Annotated in this window: 13 protein-coding genes and 3 pseudogenes; 6 read left to right on the top strand and 10 right to left on the bottom strand. The window is 65.7% G+C overall.

Annotation, left to right across the window (positions count from 1 at the left end):
* Positions 1-24: 24 nt before the first annotated feature.
* The gene (locus Q7T84_RS08225) at positions 25-1362 is read right to left on the bottom strand and encodes an MFS transporter (RefSeq protein WP_304807623.1); all 1338 of its coding nucleotides are present in this window, start codon (positions 1360-1362) and stop codon (positions 25-27) included.
* Positions 1359-1904 carry a hypothetical protein gene (locus Q7T84_RS08230; protein WP_304807625.1) on the bottom strand — a complete coding sequence of 182 codons (546 nt, stop codon included), beginning with the start codon at positions 1902-1904 and terminating at the stop codon, positions 1359-1361. The genes Q7T84_RS08225 and Q7T84_RS08230 overlap by 4 nt, the downstream gene beginning before the upstream one ends.
* A gap of 123 nt (positions 1905-2027) precedes the next feature.
* Between Q7T84_RS08230 and Q7T84_RS08235 the strand changes: the two are divergent.
* Positions 2028-2207, top strand: a pseudogene (locus Q7T84_RS08235) (LysR family transcriptional regulator); the annotation flags it as partial.
* A 30-nt stretch (positions 2208-2237) separates the two neighbouring features.
* Positions 2238-2927: a LysR substrate-binding domain-containing protein gene (locus Q7T84_RS08240; protein ID WP_304807647.1), complete on the top strand. Its 690-nt coding sequence runs from the start codon at positions 2238-2240 to the stop codon at positions 2925-2927.
* A 109-nt stretch (positions 2928-3036) separates the two neighbouring features.
* Here Q7T84_RS08240 and Q7T84_RS08245 read toward each other — a convergent pair whose 3' ends face one another.
* A complete protein-coding gene (locus Q7T84_RS08245; RefSeq protein WP_304807627.1) occupies positions 3037-3303 on the bottom strand; it encodes a DUF2171 domain-containing protein in 267 nt (88 codons plus the stop codon).
* A gap of 138 nt (positions 3304-3441) precedes the next feature.
* Here Q7T84_RS08245 and Q7T84_RS08250 point away from each other — a divergent pair, with 138 nt between their 5' ends.
* Positions 3442-3942 (top strand): nuclear transport factor 2 family protein, encoded by a 501-nt coding sequence (locus Q7T84_RS08250; protein ID WP_304807629.1) that lies wholly within the window; start codon positions 3442-3444, stop codon positions 3940-3942.
* 28 nt (positions 3943-3970) lie between these two features.
* Here the strand turns inward: Q7T84_RS08250 and Q7T84_RS08255 are convergent, their stop codons facing one another.
* Positions 3971-5650, bottom strand: coding sequence for an alkaline phosphatase (locus Q7T84_RS08255; protein WP_304807631.1), 1680 nt, complete (start codon positions 5648-5650; stop codon positions 3971-3973).
* A gap of 14 nt (positions 5651-5664) precedes the next feature.
* Complete coding sequence (locus tag Q7T84_RS08260; protein ID WP_304807632.1) at positions 5665-7992, bottom strand: TonB-dependent receptor; 2328 nt, start codon at positions 7990-7992, stop codon at positions 5665-5667.
* A 220-nt stretch (positions 7993-8212) separates the two neighbouring features.
* On the opposite strand from Q7T84_RS08260, the gene Q7T84_RS08265 reads away from it, so the two are divergent.
* From Q7T84_RS08265 to Q7T84_RS08275, 3 genes and pseudogenes are all read left to right on the top strand, one after another.
* Positions 8213-8977 (top strand): SDR family oxidoreductase, encoded by a 765-nt coding sequence (locus Q7T84_RS08265; protein WP_304807634.1) that lies wholly within the window; start codon positions 8213-8215, stop codon positions 8975-8977.
* An 89-nt stretch (positions 8978-9066) separates the two neighbouring features.
* Positions 9067-9252 (top strand): annotated as a pseudogene (locus Q7T84_RS08270) (cold-shock protein); the annotation flags it as partial.
* A 123-nt stretch (positions 9253-9375) separates the two neighbouring features.
* Positions 9376-9579: pseudogene (locus Q7T84_RS08275) on the top strand (cold-shock protein); the annotation flags it as partial.
* Between the two features lie 68 nt (positions 9580-9647).
* Here Q7T84_RS08275 and Q7T84_RS08280 read toward each other — a convergent pair.
* The 5 genes from Q7T84_RS08280 to Q7T84_RS08300 all read right to left on the bottom strand — a co-directional run bounded on the left by Q7T84_RS08280 (position 9648) and on the right by Q7T84_RS08300 (position 14005).
* Positions 9648-9926, bottom strand: coding sequence for an HU family DNA-binding protein (locus tag Q7T84_RS08280; protein WP_304807637.1), 279 nt, complete (start codon positions 9924-9926; stop codon positions 9648-9650).
* Between the two features lie 407 nt (positions 9927-10333).
* Positions 10334-11494, bottom strand: coding sequence for an aminotransferase class V-fold PLP-dependent enzyme (locus tag Q7T84_RS08285; protein WP_304807639.1), 1161 nt, complete (start codon positions 11492-11494; stop codon positions 10334-10336).
* Positions 11491-12648 carry a cystathionine gamma-synthase gene (gene metB, locus Q7T84_RS08290; RefSeq protein WP_304807641.1) on the bottom strand — a complete coding sequence of 386 codons (1158 nt, stop codon included), beginning with the start codon at positions 12646-12648 and terminating at the stop codon, positions 11491-11493. The genes Q7T84_RS08285 and metB overlap by 4 nt, the downstream gene beginning before the upstream one ends.
* 123 nt (positions 12649-12771) lie before the next feature.
* Positions 12772-13170 (bottom strand): hypothetical protein, encoded by a 399-nt coding sequence (locus tag Q7T84_RS08295; protein ID WP_304807643.1) that lies wholly within the window; start codon positions 13168-13170, stop codon positions 12772-12774.
* A 169-nt stretch (positions 13171-13339) separates the two neighbouring features.
* Complete coding sequence (locus tag Q7T84_RS08300) at positions 13340-14005, bottom strand: hemolysin III family protein (RefSeq protein ID WP_304807645.1); 666 nt, start codon at positions 14003-14005, stop codon at positions 13340-13342.
* Positions 14006-14288 lie beyond the last annotated feature (283 nt).

The following is a 14288-nucleotide window of genomic DNA, read 5'->3' on the forward strand; positions in this document are numbered from 1 at the left end:
CGGCGCTCGCGCGGCAGTACGAGCCTATTTCGGCGAGGTGGCAGGGTGAAAACTGAGGAGCCCGGCCGCCAGTGCGAAAGACGCGGCTAAGGCCAGCCCGACCTTCGGCGCGTCGACAACCGACAGGCTGAAAAGCAACGTCATCATGAGGGCGCCAGTGATCTGGCCGGTGACCCGAGCGGTGCCTTGCATCCCTCCGGCCGCTCCACTGCGTTCAGGAGGGGCGGACATGAACATGTTCCGATTGTTCGGAGTTTGGAACAGTCCAAAGCCAAAGCCGCAGAGAACGATCGATGCAACGAGCGCCGGAGGCTGGTGGAGCAGGGCGCTTACGGCGGCGCCCATTAGACCAACGGAGAGTCCGAAGCCGCCGATGACGCATAGGGTGCTGGTCGATACACGATCTGAGAGGCGACCGGCGACGACGGCGGTGGCCGCGACGCTCATGGGCCAGGGCGTCAGATAGAGCCCGGTCATCAGCGGCGTCAGTTGTAGTTCGTGCTGCAGGTAGAAAGGTAACGCCAGCAGGCCCGCCGACTGTGCGGTGAAGCAACTGACGGAAGCAAATACCGACATTCGGAACGGCTTTGCACGCAGCAGATCCAGCGGGAACATCGGAGCGTGCTTCTCCCCCTCGCGCCGGACAAGGACCGCGAGGCAGGTGGCGGCGAAGACGAACGACGTCGCGGCGAAGAGCGGCGCGCCTGCGCCAATCTCGGCGGAGAGGATGAGCAGCGCGAACATCCCGGCGTTCAGCGCCATGCTGATGGGATCCAGCGGGGCGTTGGCGCCGGGCGATGCAGGCATCGCTCGCGTGGCGGCGAGCGCCATGATCGCCAGGGGCAGCGGGGCCGCGAAGATCCAGGGCCAGCTCGCCTGTGAGAGTATGATCGCGCCGAGGCCGGGCGCCGCGGCCGAAGCGATCGCCACGGTCAGCGCGTTCCATCCGATCGCCTCGCCTAGTCGGCCGCTCGGCACGGCGAGCCGCAAGAGCGCGACTCCGAGAGCCATCACCGCGGCGCCGCCGATCCCTTGAACAAGCCGGGCCGCCACCAGCCAATCCAGGGACGGAGCGGCGGCGCAGAACACCGAGGCGGCGGCGAACGTCGCGACTCCAACCGTGAACACTCTGCGAAAGCCGAACCGCTCCCCTAGCGCGCCGCAAGGCAGTAGGGCCATCACCAGGCCGGCCTGGTAGGCGGTGATGACGAGGACCGACTTCGAGGGGGTCACATCGAGGGCGCGGCCGATGGTGGGCAGGGCCACATTGGCGACGCCGGCGTCCAGCACGACCAACGCCATCGCCGACAGCACGCCCAAGACCGTGCCGGCGGACCTCAGGCTCGGCGCGAGCCTGCTCATCGCGCGGCCGGGGTCCAGACACCGTTCTGATCGACGTACCGAGTTAGCCTGCGCTCGACACGATCCTCGACCCGCAGGTCGCGGTCCGTGAACCTGAACAGCAATGCGGACTCCGAGCGGCACCTCGTGTCGTGAATGTCGCCGGGAAGATAGACCTGCACCTGGCCGCTTCGAACCGTGGTGCTGTTCCGTTGCACCAGGCGAGTAGGCCCGCTTGGATCCTGAACGGCGGCATAGGTCCGCATTTCGATCTCGCCGTGTTGCATGGCGTAGATCACCCATCCGCGACCGTGGTCATGTGGGGGGCGGTAGAGGCCGTTGTGCTCGGTGTGCGCCAGCAGCACAAAGCCATGTTCGGGATCGCGGTAGAGCTCCTGGTTCGCCGGCGCGGTCTGGTGCAGTTCGGACAGCCAGGATTCCGACGCCGGGGTTTTGAGCAGGTCCGTAAGATGGCGCTGACATTCCATGACCAACTCAGTGGTCAGTGGACCCCAGGCGGATCGCACCTGGGTGACGAATTTCTGAAGGGAATTGTCTGGCATGGCCTCATCCTTCGCTGTTGACGGATGAAGCCTACGAGCCTCCAACAGGTGGCGGAACGCGCAGCGTTTGCACTCTAATCGTGCGTCTGACGCTATGTGTGGAGGTTCGCCTGGGAGATCGTAATGTCCTCGCCCGACTTGAATTTGCTTGTCGCCCTGGACGTCCTATTGGCCGAAGGGAGCGTCGCAGCCGCGGCTCGGAGACTCCGGCTCAGCCCCTCGGCGATGAGCCGGACACTCGCTCGGTTGCGGGAGACGACCGGTGACCCGCTCCTCGTGAGAGCCGGGCGCGGCCTTGTTCCAACACCACGGGCGATCGCCCTAAGGTCGCAAGTGAATCAACTCGTACAGGATGCCGAAGCGATGCTTCGCCCCCTGGAAAGACTGGACCTTGCGACCTTGGTTCGAACCTTCACGCTGCGAACCAGCGACGGCTTCGTCGAATGCTTCGGTCCGCGCCTGATCGCCAGGATGTGTGCGGAGGCGCCGGGCGTTCGCATAAATTTCCTGCAGAAGCCTGACAAGGCCAGTACGCCGCTCCGCGATGGTCGCGTCGACCTCGAGACGGGGGTCGTTGAAGCATCACACGGTCCAGAGCTGCGGACCCAGGCCCTCTTCCGCGACCGCCTCATCGGGGTTGTGCGTGAGGGGCATCCCCTGGCCCGGGGGAAGGTCACCGTGGAGCAGTACAAAGCTGCGCGTCACGTCGTCGTCTCGAGAAGCGGCTTTGAGGAGGATGCGGTGGAGAGACCTTTCCTGCCGACGGACTTGGCCCGCCACGTCGGGAGCGTGGTGGGGGGCTTTGCTGTCGCTGTCTCGCTGGCTCGCAACTCGGATTTGGTGGCGACTGTTCCCGAGCGACACAGCGAGATCCTCCGGGAGGGAATGTTCAGCTTCCCCATTCCGGCGGCCACGACAGCGTTTACGGTTTCCATGCTGTGGCATCCACGACTTGACGCAGATCCCGCGCATCGTTGGTTGCGAGAATGCCTACGCGAGGTGTGCGCGGCTAAAGCTATCTAGGCCCGGGGAATTTCGACTTCCCGCGGGCCGTCGACGTTCGGTTTCGGCGCCTTGGCGAGGCGCAACGCCGCGTCGCGTCTATGGTGAGCCGCCGCCGTGAGCCAGCGGACTAGGCCTTGCGATCCGCAATAGCCTCGCCACCTTCTTCCTCTTCGAGCAGCGCCGCGTTGTCGGCGTTGGCGGAGAGCCGAACTTTATTTCCCTCGATGTCGGCGATCAGGCCGGCCGAGATATAGTGGTGGTGGTCGCTGTGGGAGCCGCTGTCCGCGCGCGTCAGCTTGATCCTGTCACCCTCGACCTTGTCGACCGTGCCGAGGTGGACGCCGTCGGCGCCGATGACTTCCATGTGTTCCTTGATCGCCGATAGGTCGGTCATGGCTCGCGCTCCTTGAGGTTATTTGGCTGAGGGTGAACGGAGTGAGAGGCGAGGTGTTCCGAAATCAGGCGCCTGCGTCGCCGAGAAGGCGCATGGTCTGGCGTGGCCGCGTATGCGACCGAGCTTGGAGGCCCGGATATGACCCGTGCGCTGACCTTCGTTCTGGCTCTCGTTTTCATTACCGCTGGCCCCGCCACGGCCCAGTCGCCCGGCAAACGGCCTGAATCGCCAGCCTATGTCGCGCGTTCTCCGGCGGAGGCGGCCTTGCTCGCCATCGACGCTCGGCAACGCGCCGCGGTGGCGGACGTCAACCTACCCGCGATCGCGGCGATCGCGCACCCGAACCTGCGGGTCAACGCGCCCACAAACCGCATTCTGACCCGCGAGGACCTCGTCTCGATGGTTAGGAGCGGACAGATACGAAATGAGGTGTTCGAGCGCACGCCTGAGGACGTCCAGATCACCGGCGACGTGGGCGTGGTGATGGGGCGGGAGGAGGTATTCCCCGGAGCGGCCAGCGAGCAGGCCCGCGTCTATGGTCAGCGAACTCTCAGCCGTCGCTACACAAACGTCTATCTTCGCGAAGGAGGCGAGTGGCGACACCTTGCGCGGCACGCGAACGTGATTGTCGCGCCTTGAACCGCGTCTGTGCCGCCGTCGCCGCCCCTCAGGCTTCCTCGACCCCGGCGCCCCACCGCTTGGCCACGCGATAGCGCTTCAGGGCCTTGGTTTCATAGGCCCTGTCGGCGATCGTCGAGACCGCGATCAGCTCCACCCGGGTTTCCTCAGATGTCAGGGTCAGGAGGGTGAAGCCCTTCGCTGATTGATGGGAGTAGACCACCTCGTCGTTCTGATCGGCGATGATCTTTCCCATGTCCTGTTTCGGCAAGAAGTCACCCCAGCCAGGACTGGTGATGGCGGTCGTGCCGAACTCCACCGCCACGCGATCACCCGCCGCGTCGTGTAACTCGTTGACCCAGAACGCATGACTATCGCCAGCCAGCACGATGGCTTGAGATTTGGCCGCCTTGATCATCGCATAGACGCGCTCCCGGGCGGCGGGATGGCCGTCCCAGGCGTCCAGGTTGAAGGGCACACCTTGCGCGAACAGGGCGGCCATCTGCTCGATGCGCGGGCGGAAGGCCTCGGGCAGGCCGGCCACCATTGCGGCCCAATCGGCCGGAGGCAGGGCGGCCTTCAAGTCCGGCCCCTTCACCTGCGCCATGACCACCTGGTTGCCCAGGATCTGCCATGCGCATCCGCCCGCCACCGAGGTTTTCAGTGTCTCGCCAAGCCATTGCTCCTGTTTGTCGCCCAGTAGCTGCCGGCCCGGGTCGGCGCGCTGCGCCATGAGCGCGGCCAAGTCAGGAACCGATTTGCCGTCGAGTTGGCGCATCGGCATCGCGGCGTAGTCCAACTGCTTGGAGCGAGCCAGCAGACGGGTTTCGACCATGATCAGCTCGGCGACGTCGCCAAAGCGGAACGAGCGATTGATCGCCTCCGCCAGACCGCCGGCGGAAGGCTCGCGCAAAGGCATCCACTCGTAGTAGGCGCGCAAGGCGTTGGCCTTTCGCGCGGTCCAGTCGCCCTCGATCTCTGGCGAATGGTTTTCGGCCCCACCAATCCAGGAGTCGTTTGCGGTCTCGTGGTCGTCCCAGACGCAGATCCAGGGCGCCCGAGCATGGGCGGCCTGTAGGTGCGGGTCGCTCTTGTAGGTCGCGTGACGCAGGCGGTAGTCGGCCAGCGAGACGATCTCGTGCTTGGGCTCTAGCAGGCGGCCCATCTTCGCGGCGCCCGCCGTCCCGTAGTCATTGGGACCGGCGCCGTACTCGTAGATGTAGTCCCCGAGGTGAACCACGGCGTCGACGCGGTCGAGCTTGGCCACCGCGTCGTAGGCGTTGAAATAGCCGGCCGGATAGAGCGAGCAGGAGACGACAGCCAAGCTGACGTCCTTGACCGGCCCAACGGGCAGGGTGCGGGTCCGGCCGACGGGAGATTGCACATCGCCGGTGGAGAAGCGGAACCAGTAGTCCTTGCCTGGCTTGAGGCCGGCGACATCAGCCTTGATCGTGAAGTCCCGCGCGGCGCTGGCCTGGAGATGGCCGCTGGCCACGACACGCTTGAAATCGGGGGCGTCAGCCACCGTCCAGCTAACGGCGAAGTCCTTCGCCTGGGGCGTTGGCGGCGTTGCGCGCGTCCAGATAATCACCCGGTCGCTGAGCGGATCGCCTGAGGCGACGCCGTGCTGGAAGCTCACGCCGCCAGGCTCGGCCGCCGAAGCGCTGAGCGCCGCCGCATTGGCGCCGAGGCCCAGGAGGGCGAGGGCGCTACGTCTGTTGATCGACATCTCGGCGCTTTCGATCAATAGCGGATCGAGAAGGAGACGCCGTAGTAGCGTGGCTCCCCTGCGATGAAGGTGGGGATGCCAAAGGCGCCGCCGGTGTTGCCGGCGTCCTTGATGTAGTCCTCGTCCAGCAGGTTGGTGGCGAACAGTTCCACGGCCCAGGGACCCTGCGCGGGCGTGTAGCCGACACGCAGGTTCATGAGGCCGTAGGACTCTTGCAGTTCGTCCTGAATCTTGTCGTTGGTCTGCAGGGCCGGGATATCGTTGTTGGCGTCAAAGAAGATCTTGCTCTGCCAGGTGTAGGTCGGTGTGACAGCCAGCGTGCCGCCCGGGACGGAGGCGGTGAAGCGTGCGCCCAGCGACAGCGAGTGGTCGGGCGAGAGGCGGAAGCTGTTGCCTTCGAAGATGCCGTTTCCGAAGCGGGCATGGTTGTAGGCGTAGGTGCCGAAGACCTCGATGTTGCTGGTCGGGCGCAGGTTGAGCTGACCCTCGAAGCCGGTCGCCGCGGCCTCGCCGGCGTTGGCGGTCACGACCTGACCGGCGCCGTTCAGGACCGAGGTTTGGAAGTTGTCGTAGCTGTAGTGGTAGATCGACCCTTCCAGGCTCAGTCGGCGTTCAAACAGCTCGCTCTTGGCTCCCACCTCGTAGGAGTCGACCTGTTCGGCCGGCAGGACGCTGAAGTTGACCGGCGCCCCCGGCGCGACCGGAGCCGCGACGTTCAGCACCTTGGGGCGACGGCCCCGGGCGTATGAGGCGTAGAAGCTGAGCTGGTCGCTAGGCGCGTAGCGGCCGACCACCCGATAGGTGAGGCCGGTGTCGGTGATGTCCTTGTACTCCGGCTTTCCGTCCTTGGTCGGCTGTAGGAACAGGCCGCGCGCTAGCGCCGGTGTCGAGCCGGCGAGCACCGAGCCGCCATTGTCGAGAGCCGCGCCATAGCCGCTGGTCTTGTCGTCGCGAGTGTAGCGAATGCCGCCGGTCACCTCGATCTGGTCGGTGATCTTGTAGGTGGCGTCGGCGAAGACATCGTAGGCCGTGGTCTCGCCATAGTTGGCGTAGGTTTCGCGGTGCACGGACTTTAGCGCCGCGGGGGCGAGCGCATTGATCGTCGGCAACGCCAGACCATTGGGCTTCGGCAGCACGCCCGCGGCGTGCAAGGCGTAGACCTTCTCGTTGAACTGCAGCGGAACCCGCTGAGAACCATCCTCGTGGAAGTAGCTGACGCCGCCGAAGGCGGTGAGCTTGCCGCCCCCGTCGTAGTTCAGGCGCAGTTCCTGGCTCGTCTGCTTGCCCTTGGCGTCTTCGCCGAACAGGAAGAGCGGCATCGAGAAGCCGTCGGCGTCGAAGATCTCGAGGCTGTCGAACTCGCGATAGGCGGTGATCGACGACAGGCTGAGGGATTCGCTGATCGTGTAGTCGACCAGCGCGGTTACGCCCCAGACGCTGCGATCCAGGCCAAGGTCCTTGCCGCCTTCAAATCCGTCGGAGGCCGCCAGCGCCGCGCCGGAGTTCCTGCCAAGGTCGCCGATCACGGCGCCGGTGGTCGGATTGGTCGGGGCGTAGGTGAGGGATTTGAACGAAGTCCCGCTGGGCCTGTCCTTCTCGTAGTTGAAGATCAGGTCGGCCTTCAGGTTTTCCGTCGGGCGCCAGTTGAGCAGCACCCGGCCCGCGGCGGTGTTGGTGGAATTGAAATCCTTGCCGTCCAGCAGGTTCTCGACGAAGCCGTCGCGCTTCTTCAGTCGCCCGGCGAAGCGAATGGCGAAGGTGTCGCTGAGCGGGATGTTCAGCATGCTCTCAAACATGGCGTAGCCGAAGTTGCCGGCCTCGACCTTGGAACTGGCGGCCCAGTCGCTGGGATCGGCCTTGGCTTGAACCAGGTTCACCGCGCCGATCAGAGCGCCGCGCCCGTAGAGGGTCGATTGCGGGCCCTTGGCGATCTCGACGCGTTCAAGGTCGAACAGCTCGATGTAGGATCCACGCGACTTGGAAATCGAGACGCCGTCCTGAAACACCGAGACGCGGGGCTCATTGGTCGCTTCGCCGGAGTCGGAGGTGATGCCGCGCATCACGAAGCCGGGGTTGTTGGGCGACTGGTTCTGGACCTCGAAGCCGGGGACGTAGAGCGAGAGTTCCTCAAACTCCTGCACGCCGAGGCGGTCAAGATTGGCGCGGCTGTAGGCGGTGATGGCGATCGGAACGTCGAGGGTTTTCTGCTCACGCTTTTGGGCGGTGACGATCAGTTCCTCGATTTGGGTCGGGCCGTCGGCGGCGACGTCGGCCGAGGCCGGGCCCCACCAGGAGATGGCGGCGGCGCTGCTGGCGAGCAGGATGAGTTTGCGGCTGGTCATACGTCGATCCCCGAAGCTGAGGGACCGTCCCCTAGGGAGGTGAGATGACAGACGCGCGACGAAGTCTTTACGCTGAGGTGAAGCCACAACCCTTGTGGGGCTTGGCGTTGAATAGTCCGAAGCGTCAGTATTTTTTGACCACGGCGCCGAGCGGGGGCGAAACGCTGGCTAGGCGCCGGGTGATGTCGGCGAAGCTGGCTTTGTGTGGCATGGGGGAGGGATGAACAGTCCCTTCGACCTGAGCGGCAAGGTCGCCCTGGTCACCGGCGCGGCCGGCGGCCTTGGCTTCGAGATCGCGCTGGGCCTGGCTAAGGCCGGCGCTCTCGTTGTCCTCCACGGTCGCGATCTCGCGCGGCTGCATGTGGCGACCGCCGCTCTCACGGCGCAAGACCCATCGCTGCTGACCGATATGTGCGTCGCCGATCTTGGCGATGAAGCCGCGCTCGATGCGGCGCTCGACGAGCTAGTGGCTCGGCACGGCCGTCTTGACGTCCTGGTTCACAACGCCAGCGTCCGCGACCGCCGCCCGCTTGAGGCCCTGGATCGGGACGCCGTTCGCAGGCTTCTGGAGATCGATCTGATCGTACCCTTGGACCTGACGCGGCGGGTGGTTGGGCACATGCCGGACGGCGGGCGGATCATCAACATCACCTCCATCGCCGGGCCGATCGCCAGGTCAGGCGACGCCGCCTATACCGCCGCCAAGGGTGGGCTGGACGCTCTGACCCGGGCTCTGGCGGCCGAGCTCGGTTCGCGCGGTATAACGGTGAACGCGGTCGCTCCTGGCTATTTCGCCACCGAGGCCAACGCCTCGATGTCCGCCGACCCGGAGGTCGGCGCCTATCTTGCGAAGCGCACGTCGCTGGGTCGCTGGGGCCAGCCGGATGAGATCGCCGGCGCCGTCGTCTTCCTGGCCTCGCCGGCCGCGTCCTATGTGACAGGCCAGGTCATCGCGGTTGATGGCGGTTATCTCAGCCACTTCTGAGGCCGAGCCACGTCGAGGCCGCCCGTGACTAGCCATCGGCCGGCGCGGCGTTTAGATCGATGGTCTCGAAACGAGGATGAGGAATTTCGATGTCGCGTGGAACGGTTAAGTTCTTCAACGCCGCCAAGGGGTTTGGTTTTATCGCCCCCGATGATGGAAGGGCCGACATCTTCGTCCATGTCTCGGCCGTGCATAACAGCGGCCTCGACGAATTACATGAAGGTGACGAAGTCAGCTTCGAGATCGAGCAGGATCGGCGCTCGGGCAAGGCCTCGGCGATAGATCTTCAGGTCACCGGATACGCTGCGCCTGGCGGGAGCAGCGGGCGGTCCGCACCCCAAGGCGCGGGAGGCGCGAGGTCCGGCGGCGGAGCGACGCGCGAGTCCGCAGGGGCGGGCTCGGGGGTCGTCAAATGGTTCAACCCCGCCAAGGGCTTTGGCTTCATTCAGGCCGACGGCGGCGGGCCTGACATCTTCGTACATATTTCTGCGGTCGAGCGCGCCGGGCTTCGCGGCCTGAACGAAGGACAGCAGATATCCTACGATCTCGAGCAGGACCGCCGTAGCGGCAAGCTGTCGGCCGCGAACCTGCGTTTCGACTAGTCAGGCCCTATCAGCAAGGCACCCATCGGCGTGAGCCCGAGGCTCACGCCGATGTTGGAAAGTCGCGCCTAGCTGGCGACGGCGTCCTTGAGGGCCTTGGCGGCCGAGAACCCGACCTTCTTGCTGGCGGCGATCTGGATCGCTTCGCCGGTCGCGGGGTTGCGGCCGGTGCGAGCCGGCTTGTCCTGGACCTTGAACTTGCCGAAGCCGGGCAGGTTCACTTCGTCGCCGGCGACCAGCGCGGCGCGCAGGGCTTCGAGCACGGCGTCGACCAATTGCTTGGCTTGGGCCTTGGTGATCTTGTCGTCGGTAGCCGCAAGGCGGTCGGCGAGGTCGGATGTGTTCATCTTCAGCTCCTAGGGAATCGGCTTTGCAGGTTCGCGGGCTGAGAGGCAGGAGTCCATGCCCCCAGGTTGAGTTACCGGTGGTTTCGCTTGAAATTCCCTGGGGATAGCGCCTCGCGCGGGGGAGAACGGGCGGCGAGTACGACCAGAACGATCCGCATCCCAAGGTGGGACAGGGCGGCTCCTACACCGCTGCGTTTCGTTCTGGCTTGGACGTGGTCAATGGGGCGGAGCCGTTGATCAGGCGGCTATGCGATCCTTTGGGTTCACACGTCACCTCAATCATGTGGGGTCGGTGTCCGTCCAGTTCAACGGGGGCGGGCGCAGGTTGGTCCTAGTTCTCGCTCAAGGCGATTTCCCTGGAGGCTGGCGGGCCATTCACAGGGAACTCGGCGCGGAGCGTTGAGCGGCTAGAGAACCGTTCCGCACGTCCTGATGAAGCGGTCGACGTCCTCGGCGTCGTGATAGAGCGCCATCCCGATCCGTAGGACGTCGTCACGGACATCGACCAGCACGCCGTGTTCGGCCAGCGCATGCTTCCACTCCGCCGCGCGCGGGTGGCGCAGGGCCAGGAAGCGGGCGTGGGAGCCGTCATCAAGCGGGTTCAGCAGTTGCGCCTCCGTCAACTTGCCGGCTTCTCCACGCGTCACTCGCTCCAGCAGTTGCTGCTGCAGGCCCCTGACATGGGCTGAAATGCTCGTGGTGGTCTGGCCAGCTTCGCGCAGGGTCGCGAAGGCTGCATTCAGGCGATAGAGACCGCTGGGATCGAAGGTCGCGCCGGCGAAGCGTTGGGCGGTCGGCGCGTATTGCACGCCGCCAGCGGCTTCCTCCAGCTGGGCGATCTCAGCGTACCATCCGGTGATTTCCGGCCGAGGACCAAAGCCCGGCGGGGCATGCAGGAACGCGGCGCCTTCGCCGGCCATGGCGTATTTGTATCCGCCGCCAAGATAGAATAGCCGATCGGCCACGGGACCCAGATCCACATCGATCGCGCAGAAGGCATGGTAGCCGTCGATGACCACCCAGGGGCCGCCTGGATCGCTCAAGGCCGCCAGGGCCTCGACCCCGCTGAAGATGCGTCCGGTGTTGAAGAAGACCTGACTGACAAAGACCAGGTCGTGCTCGCCTGCACTCGCCCGCGCGAGGAAGCGTTCCGTCAGGGTCTCTAGAGGATGCTGCGGGACCAACTCCAGGGTGATCTGGCCGCTCTCCGCCCAACGCTCGGTCTGGCGACGGAACGAGTGGAACTCGGAGTCGGTGGCCAGCACCCGGACGTGCGCCCTGTCCATGGCCGAGACCAGCTTGACCAAATGGTCGTGGGTGTTCGAGGCGAAGACGATGGACTCTGGAGAGGGCAGGCCAAGCTCTTGCGCGACGCAGCGCTGAGCTTCTGGGAGCACCTCGCCCATGACCTTGTCCCACTTCAGGTCGGCGAGCCGTGCGGCGTCATCCCAGGCCGCAAGCTGGGCCAGCCGCGTCGCATCGGGCCAGAGGTGATGGCTGTGGGCGGCGAAGTGCAGACGGTCGGGGGCCGCGGCGAGGGCTTGGGAGAACAAAGGCTTGAAGCTCATGCCAAGGTCTCCAGGGCTTGGGCGAGGTCGGCGAGCAGATCGGCCTCGCTCTCCAGCCCGACCGACAGCCGCAGCAAGCCGTCACCGATCCCGGCGATCGCGCGGGCCTCTGGGCCCATGCCGACATGGGTCATGGTCGCGGGATGGGCGACCAGGCTTTCAACGCCGCCCAGGGACTCTGCCAGGCTGAAGACCTGGACCGACTCGACAACCTTCCGCGCCGCCTCGGCGCCGCCGGCTAGATCAAAGCTTAGCATCGCGCCAAAGCCCGACTGTTGGGCGCTGGCGATCTTGTGTCCCGGATGGCTGGCCAGGCCGGGATAATGCACGACGCGAACCGCGGGGTGGGCGTCGAGGAAGGCAGCGACAGCCGCGGCGTTCTGCTGTTGGCGCTCGATCCGGGGGAACAGGGTGCGGACGCCGCGCAGGATCATGTAGGCGTCGAACGGCGAACCCGTCACGCCGGTCATGTTGGCCCACGCGGTCAGGGCCTCAACGTCAGCCGGGTCGGCGGCGATCACCGCCCCGCCGACGACGTCGGAGTGACCGTTGAGGTACTTGGTCGTCGAGTGGATGACGTAGTCCGCGCCCAGGCTGATCGGCTGCTGCAGGGCCGGCGAGAGGAAGGTGTTGTCGACGGCGACCTTGGCGCCCGCAGCCTTGGCCAGGGCCGACAGGGCGCGGATATCGACCACCCGCATCAGAGGATTGCTGGGGGTCTCAATCAGTAGAAGGGCGGGGCCGCGCTCCAGTGCTTGCGCCACGGCCGCGGGGTCGGACTGATTGACGAAGGCGATCTCGAACTGGCGACGTTCGGCCCGCGCGGCCAGCAGCCGGTAGGTGCCGCCATAGCAGTCGTGCGGGGCCACGACGAGCCGGCCAGGCTCGACCCGCGCCAGCACCAGATCAACCGCCGCCATGCCGCTGGAGGTCACCACCGCGCCTGCGCCGCCTTCCAGCTTGGCGAGGGTGTCGGCCAGCTGGTCGCGGGTCGGATTGGCCGTCCGGCTATAGGCATAGCTGCCCTCACGTTCGAACCCCTCGAACAGATAGGTCGTCGACAGATGAAGCGGCGGGGTCACCGCGCCGAAGGCGGTGTCGCTGCCGACCCCGTTGGCGGCGGCGATCGTTCGCGGATCCCTGGCCCTTGGCATCTGTGCTCGTCCCTCGTTGATGGCCGCCGGAGCGCGATCAGTGGTTCGAGACTACTTAGCGATCTGCGACGCGCGCGTCATGCTGGGGTGTTGGCGCCACGCCGGGAAGAATTAGGCGAGGGTCTAGGAGCGCCTGCGGTCTTTTGTGCGTTGCTGGGCGAAGGCCAGCCCCGCAGCGCCTGCGACCACCCCGGCCAGTCCGATCCCGGCCACAAGGGTGGCTGAGGCCCGGCCCCGATTGCCGATCACGAAGCGATGAAAGCGACCCCCTTCCGATGCCCACCAGGCCCCGGAAGGTTTGTGGAAGCCGTGTCGGTTGAAGGTCGCTGCCGAGGCCCTGGCCACGTCCGCCGCTTCGGCTGCGCTGCGGCCAGTGGCGATCACCTCGATCGTCGGCGGGGTCTTCTTGGGGTCGTCGGTCAGAGCCCAGCTCTGCTGCGTGACGCTGAACACTCGGCCGAGCGGCGCATGAGTCGAAATCCGCGGGCGGTGGCGAAGGAAGCGATCGACAGATTCAGCCATGCGACAACGAAGCTCCGGTTAGCACCGCGGATCAAGCCCAAGGCTAACTGGTTCGCTCAGTCTGTGACAGGCGACATGCATCGACAATCGGCCCCGGTACACATTCGTGACCAGGGCGCCCTCAGGGCGTGGCGCCTTGAGCCTGCCGAATAGGACGATGCGATGGGCGCTAGTGCGTCGCCAGAACGACGCCGAGCAGGACGGCGGCCCAATGAGCGCCGGCCCCAGCCACCACGTGGCCGTGCCAGATCGCCCGAGAGAACCGCAGCTTCTTGTTCACATAGAAGGCTACGCCAGTGGAATAGAGCAGTCCGCCGACCACCAGCAGGGTCAGGGTGATGGGGCTCGCGCCATCGATCAGCGGCTTTATGGCCAGGACGATGATCCAGCCGAGCGCGAGATAGGCGGCCACCCAGAGGCGGCGGTCGATCACCGGGAGGAACACCTTGCCCAGGGCGCCGAACAAGGCGACCGACCAGACCGCTATCGTCATGCCCCAGGCCCAGGCGCCGGTCAGGGTTTGGGTCGTGAACGGGGTGTAGGAGCCTGCGATCATCAGGAAGATGCCGGCGTGGTCCAGGCGTCGTAGAACCGGCCGATATTGCGGCTTGGCGAAGTTGTAGGCGGTCGAGAAGCCAAGCATCGCCAACAGGCCCACGGCGTAGATACCGACGGCTACCGCCTTGCTGAGCGAGTGATCCTTGACGGCCAGGACAAGCAGCACGACGCCGCCGATCAGGGCCAGGGTCAGGCCGACGATATGGACGACCAGATCGGCGCACTTCGCCCCGGCGGTCGGGTAGTGGCGCGGCGCGATAGGCGCGGGCTGGTTCATGGATCGCCTCGCTCTCATGGAGGATCTGAGAAACGCAGTTAGACGCCCGGCGGGCGTGATTGTCGATCTCCGCCGGCTGGAGTGGGGCGATATGGCCGAGACACGGCTTCCGTCTCAGATTCCAATGTTCTATCTTTGTTCTGGGGTGTGTGGAGCGCGTTGAACATGGCCAAGCAGCTACGCCTCGATATCCCCTGGCCTCCCAGAGAGGCTCGGCAAGTCGTGTTCTTCGCGATCATGCCTGACGCGGTCGATGGTGCGCGGCTCACCACGTTCGGAAAGC

It is taken from the genome of Phenylobacterium sp., assembly GCF_030654915.1.
Classification (GTDB): Bacteria; Pseudomonadota; Alphaproteobacteria; order Caulobacterales; family Caulobacteraceae; genus Phenylobacterium.

Excerpts from the sequence above, each read along its gene's own strand:
- Q7T84_RS08285 (WP_304807639.1), bottom strand. The coding sequence starts at position 11,494 with ATGAGCTTCAAGCCTTTGTTCTCCCAAGCCCTCGCCGCGGCCCCCGAC.
- Q7T84_RS08225 (WP_304807623.1), bottom strand. The coding sequence starts at position 1,362 with ATGAGCAGGCTCGCGCCGAGCCTGAGGTCCGCCGGCACGGTCTTGGGC.
- Q7T84_RS08260 (WP_304807632.1), bottom strand. The coding sequence starts at position 7,992 with ATGACCAGCCGCAAACTCATCCTGCTCGCCAGCAGCGCCGCCGCCATC.
- metB (WP_304807641.1), bottom strand. The coding sequence starts at position 12,648 with ATGCCAAGGGCCAGGGATCCGCGAACGATCGCCGCCGCCAACGGGGTC.
- Q7T84_RS08265 (WP_304807634.1), top strand. The coding sequence starts at position 8,213 with ATGAACAGTCCCTTCGACCTGAGCGGCAAGGTCGCCCTGGTCACCGGC.
- Q7T84_RS08280 (WP_304807637.1), bottom strand. The coding sequence starts at position 9,926 with ATGAACACATCCGACCTCGCCGACCGCCTTGCGGCTACCGACGACAAG.
- Q7T84_RS08300 (WP_304807645.1), bottom strand. The coding sequence starts at position 14,005 with ATGAACCAGCCCGCGCCTATCGCGCCGCGCCACTACCCGACCGCCGGG.
- Q7T84_RS08230 (WP_304807625.1), bottom strand. The coding sequence starts at position 1,904 with ATGCCAGACAATTCCCTTCAGAAATTCGTCACCCAGGTGCGATCCGCC.
- Q7T84_RS08295 (WP_304807643.1), bottom strand. The coding sequence starts at position 13,170 with ATGGCTGAATCTGTCGATCGCTTCCTTCGCCACCGCCCGCGGATTTCG.
- Q7T84_RS08255 (WP_304807631.1), bottom strand. The coding sequence starts at position 5,650 with ATGTCGATCAACAGACGTAGCGCCCTCGCCCTCCTGGGCCTCGGCGCC.
- Q7T84_RS08250 (WP_304807629.1), top strand. The coding sequence starts at position 3,442 with ATGACCCGTGCGCTGACCTTCGTTCTGGCTCTCGTTTTCATTACCGCT.
- Q7T84_RS08245 (WP_304807627.1), bottom strand. The coding sequence starts at position 3,303 with ATGACCGACCTATCGGCGATCAAGGAACACATGGAAGTCATCGGCGCC.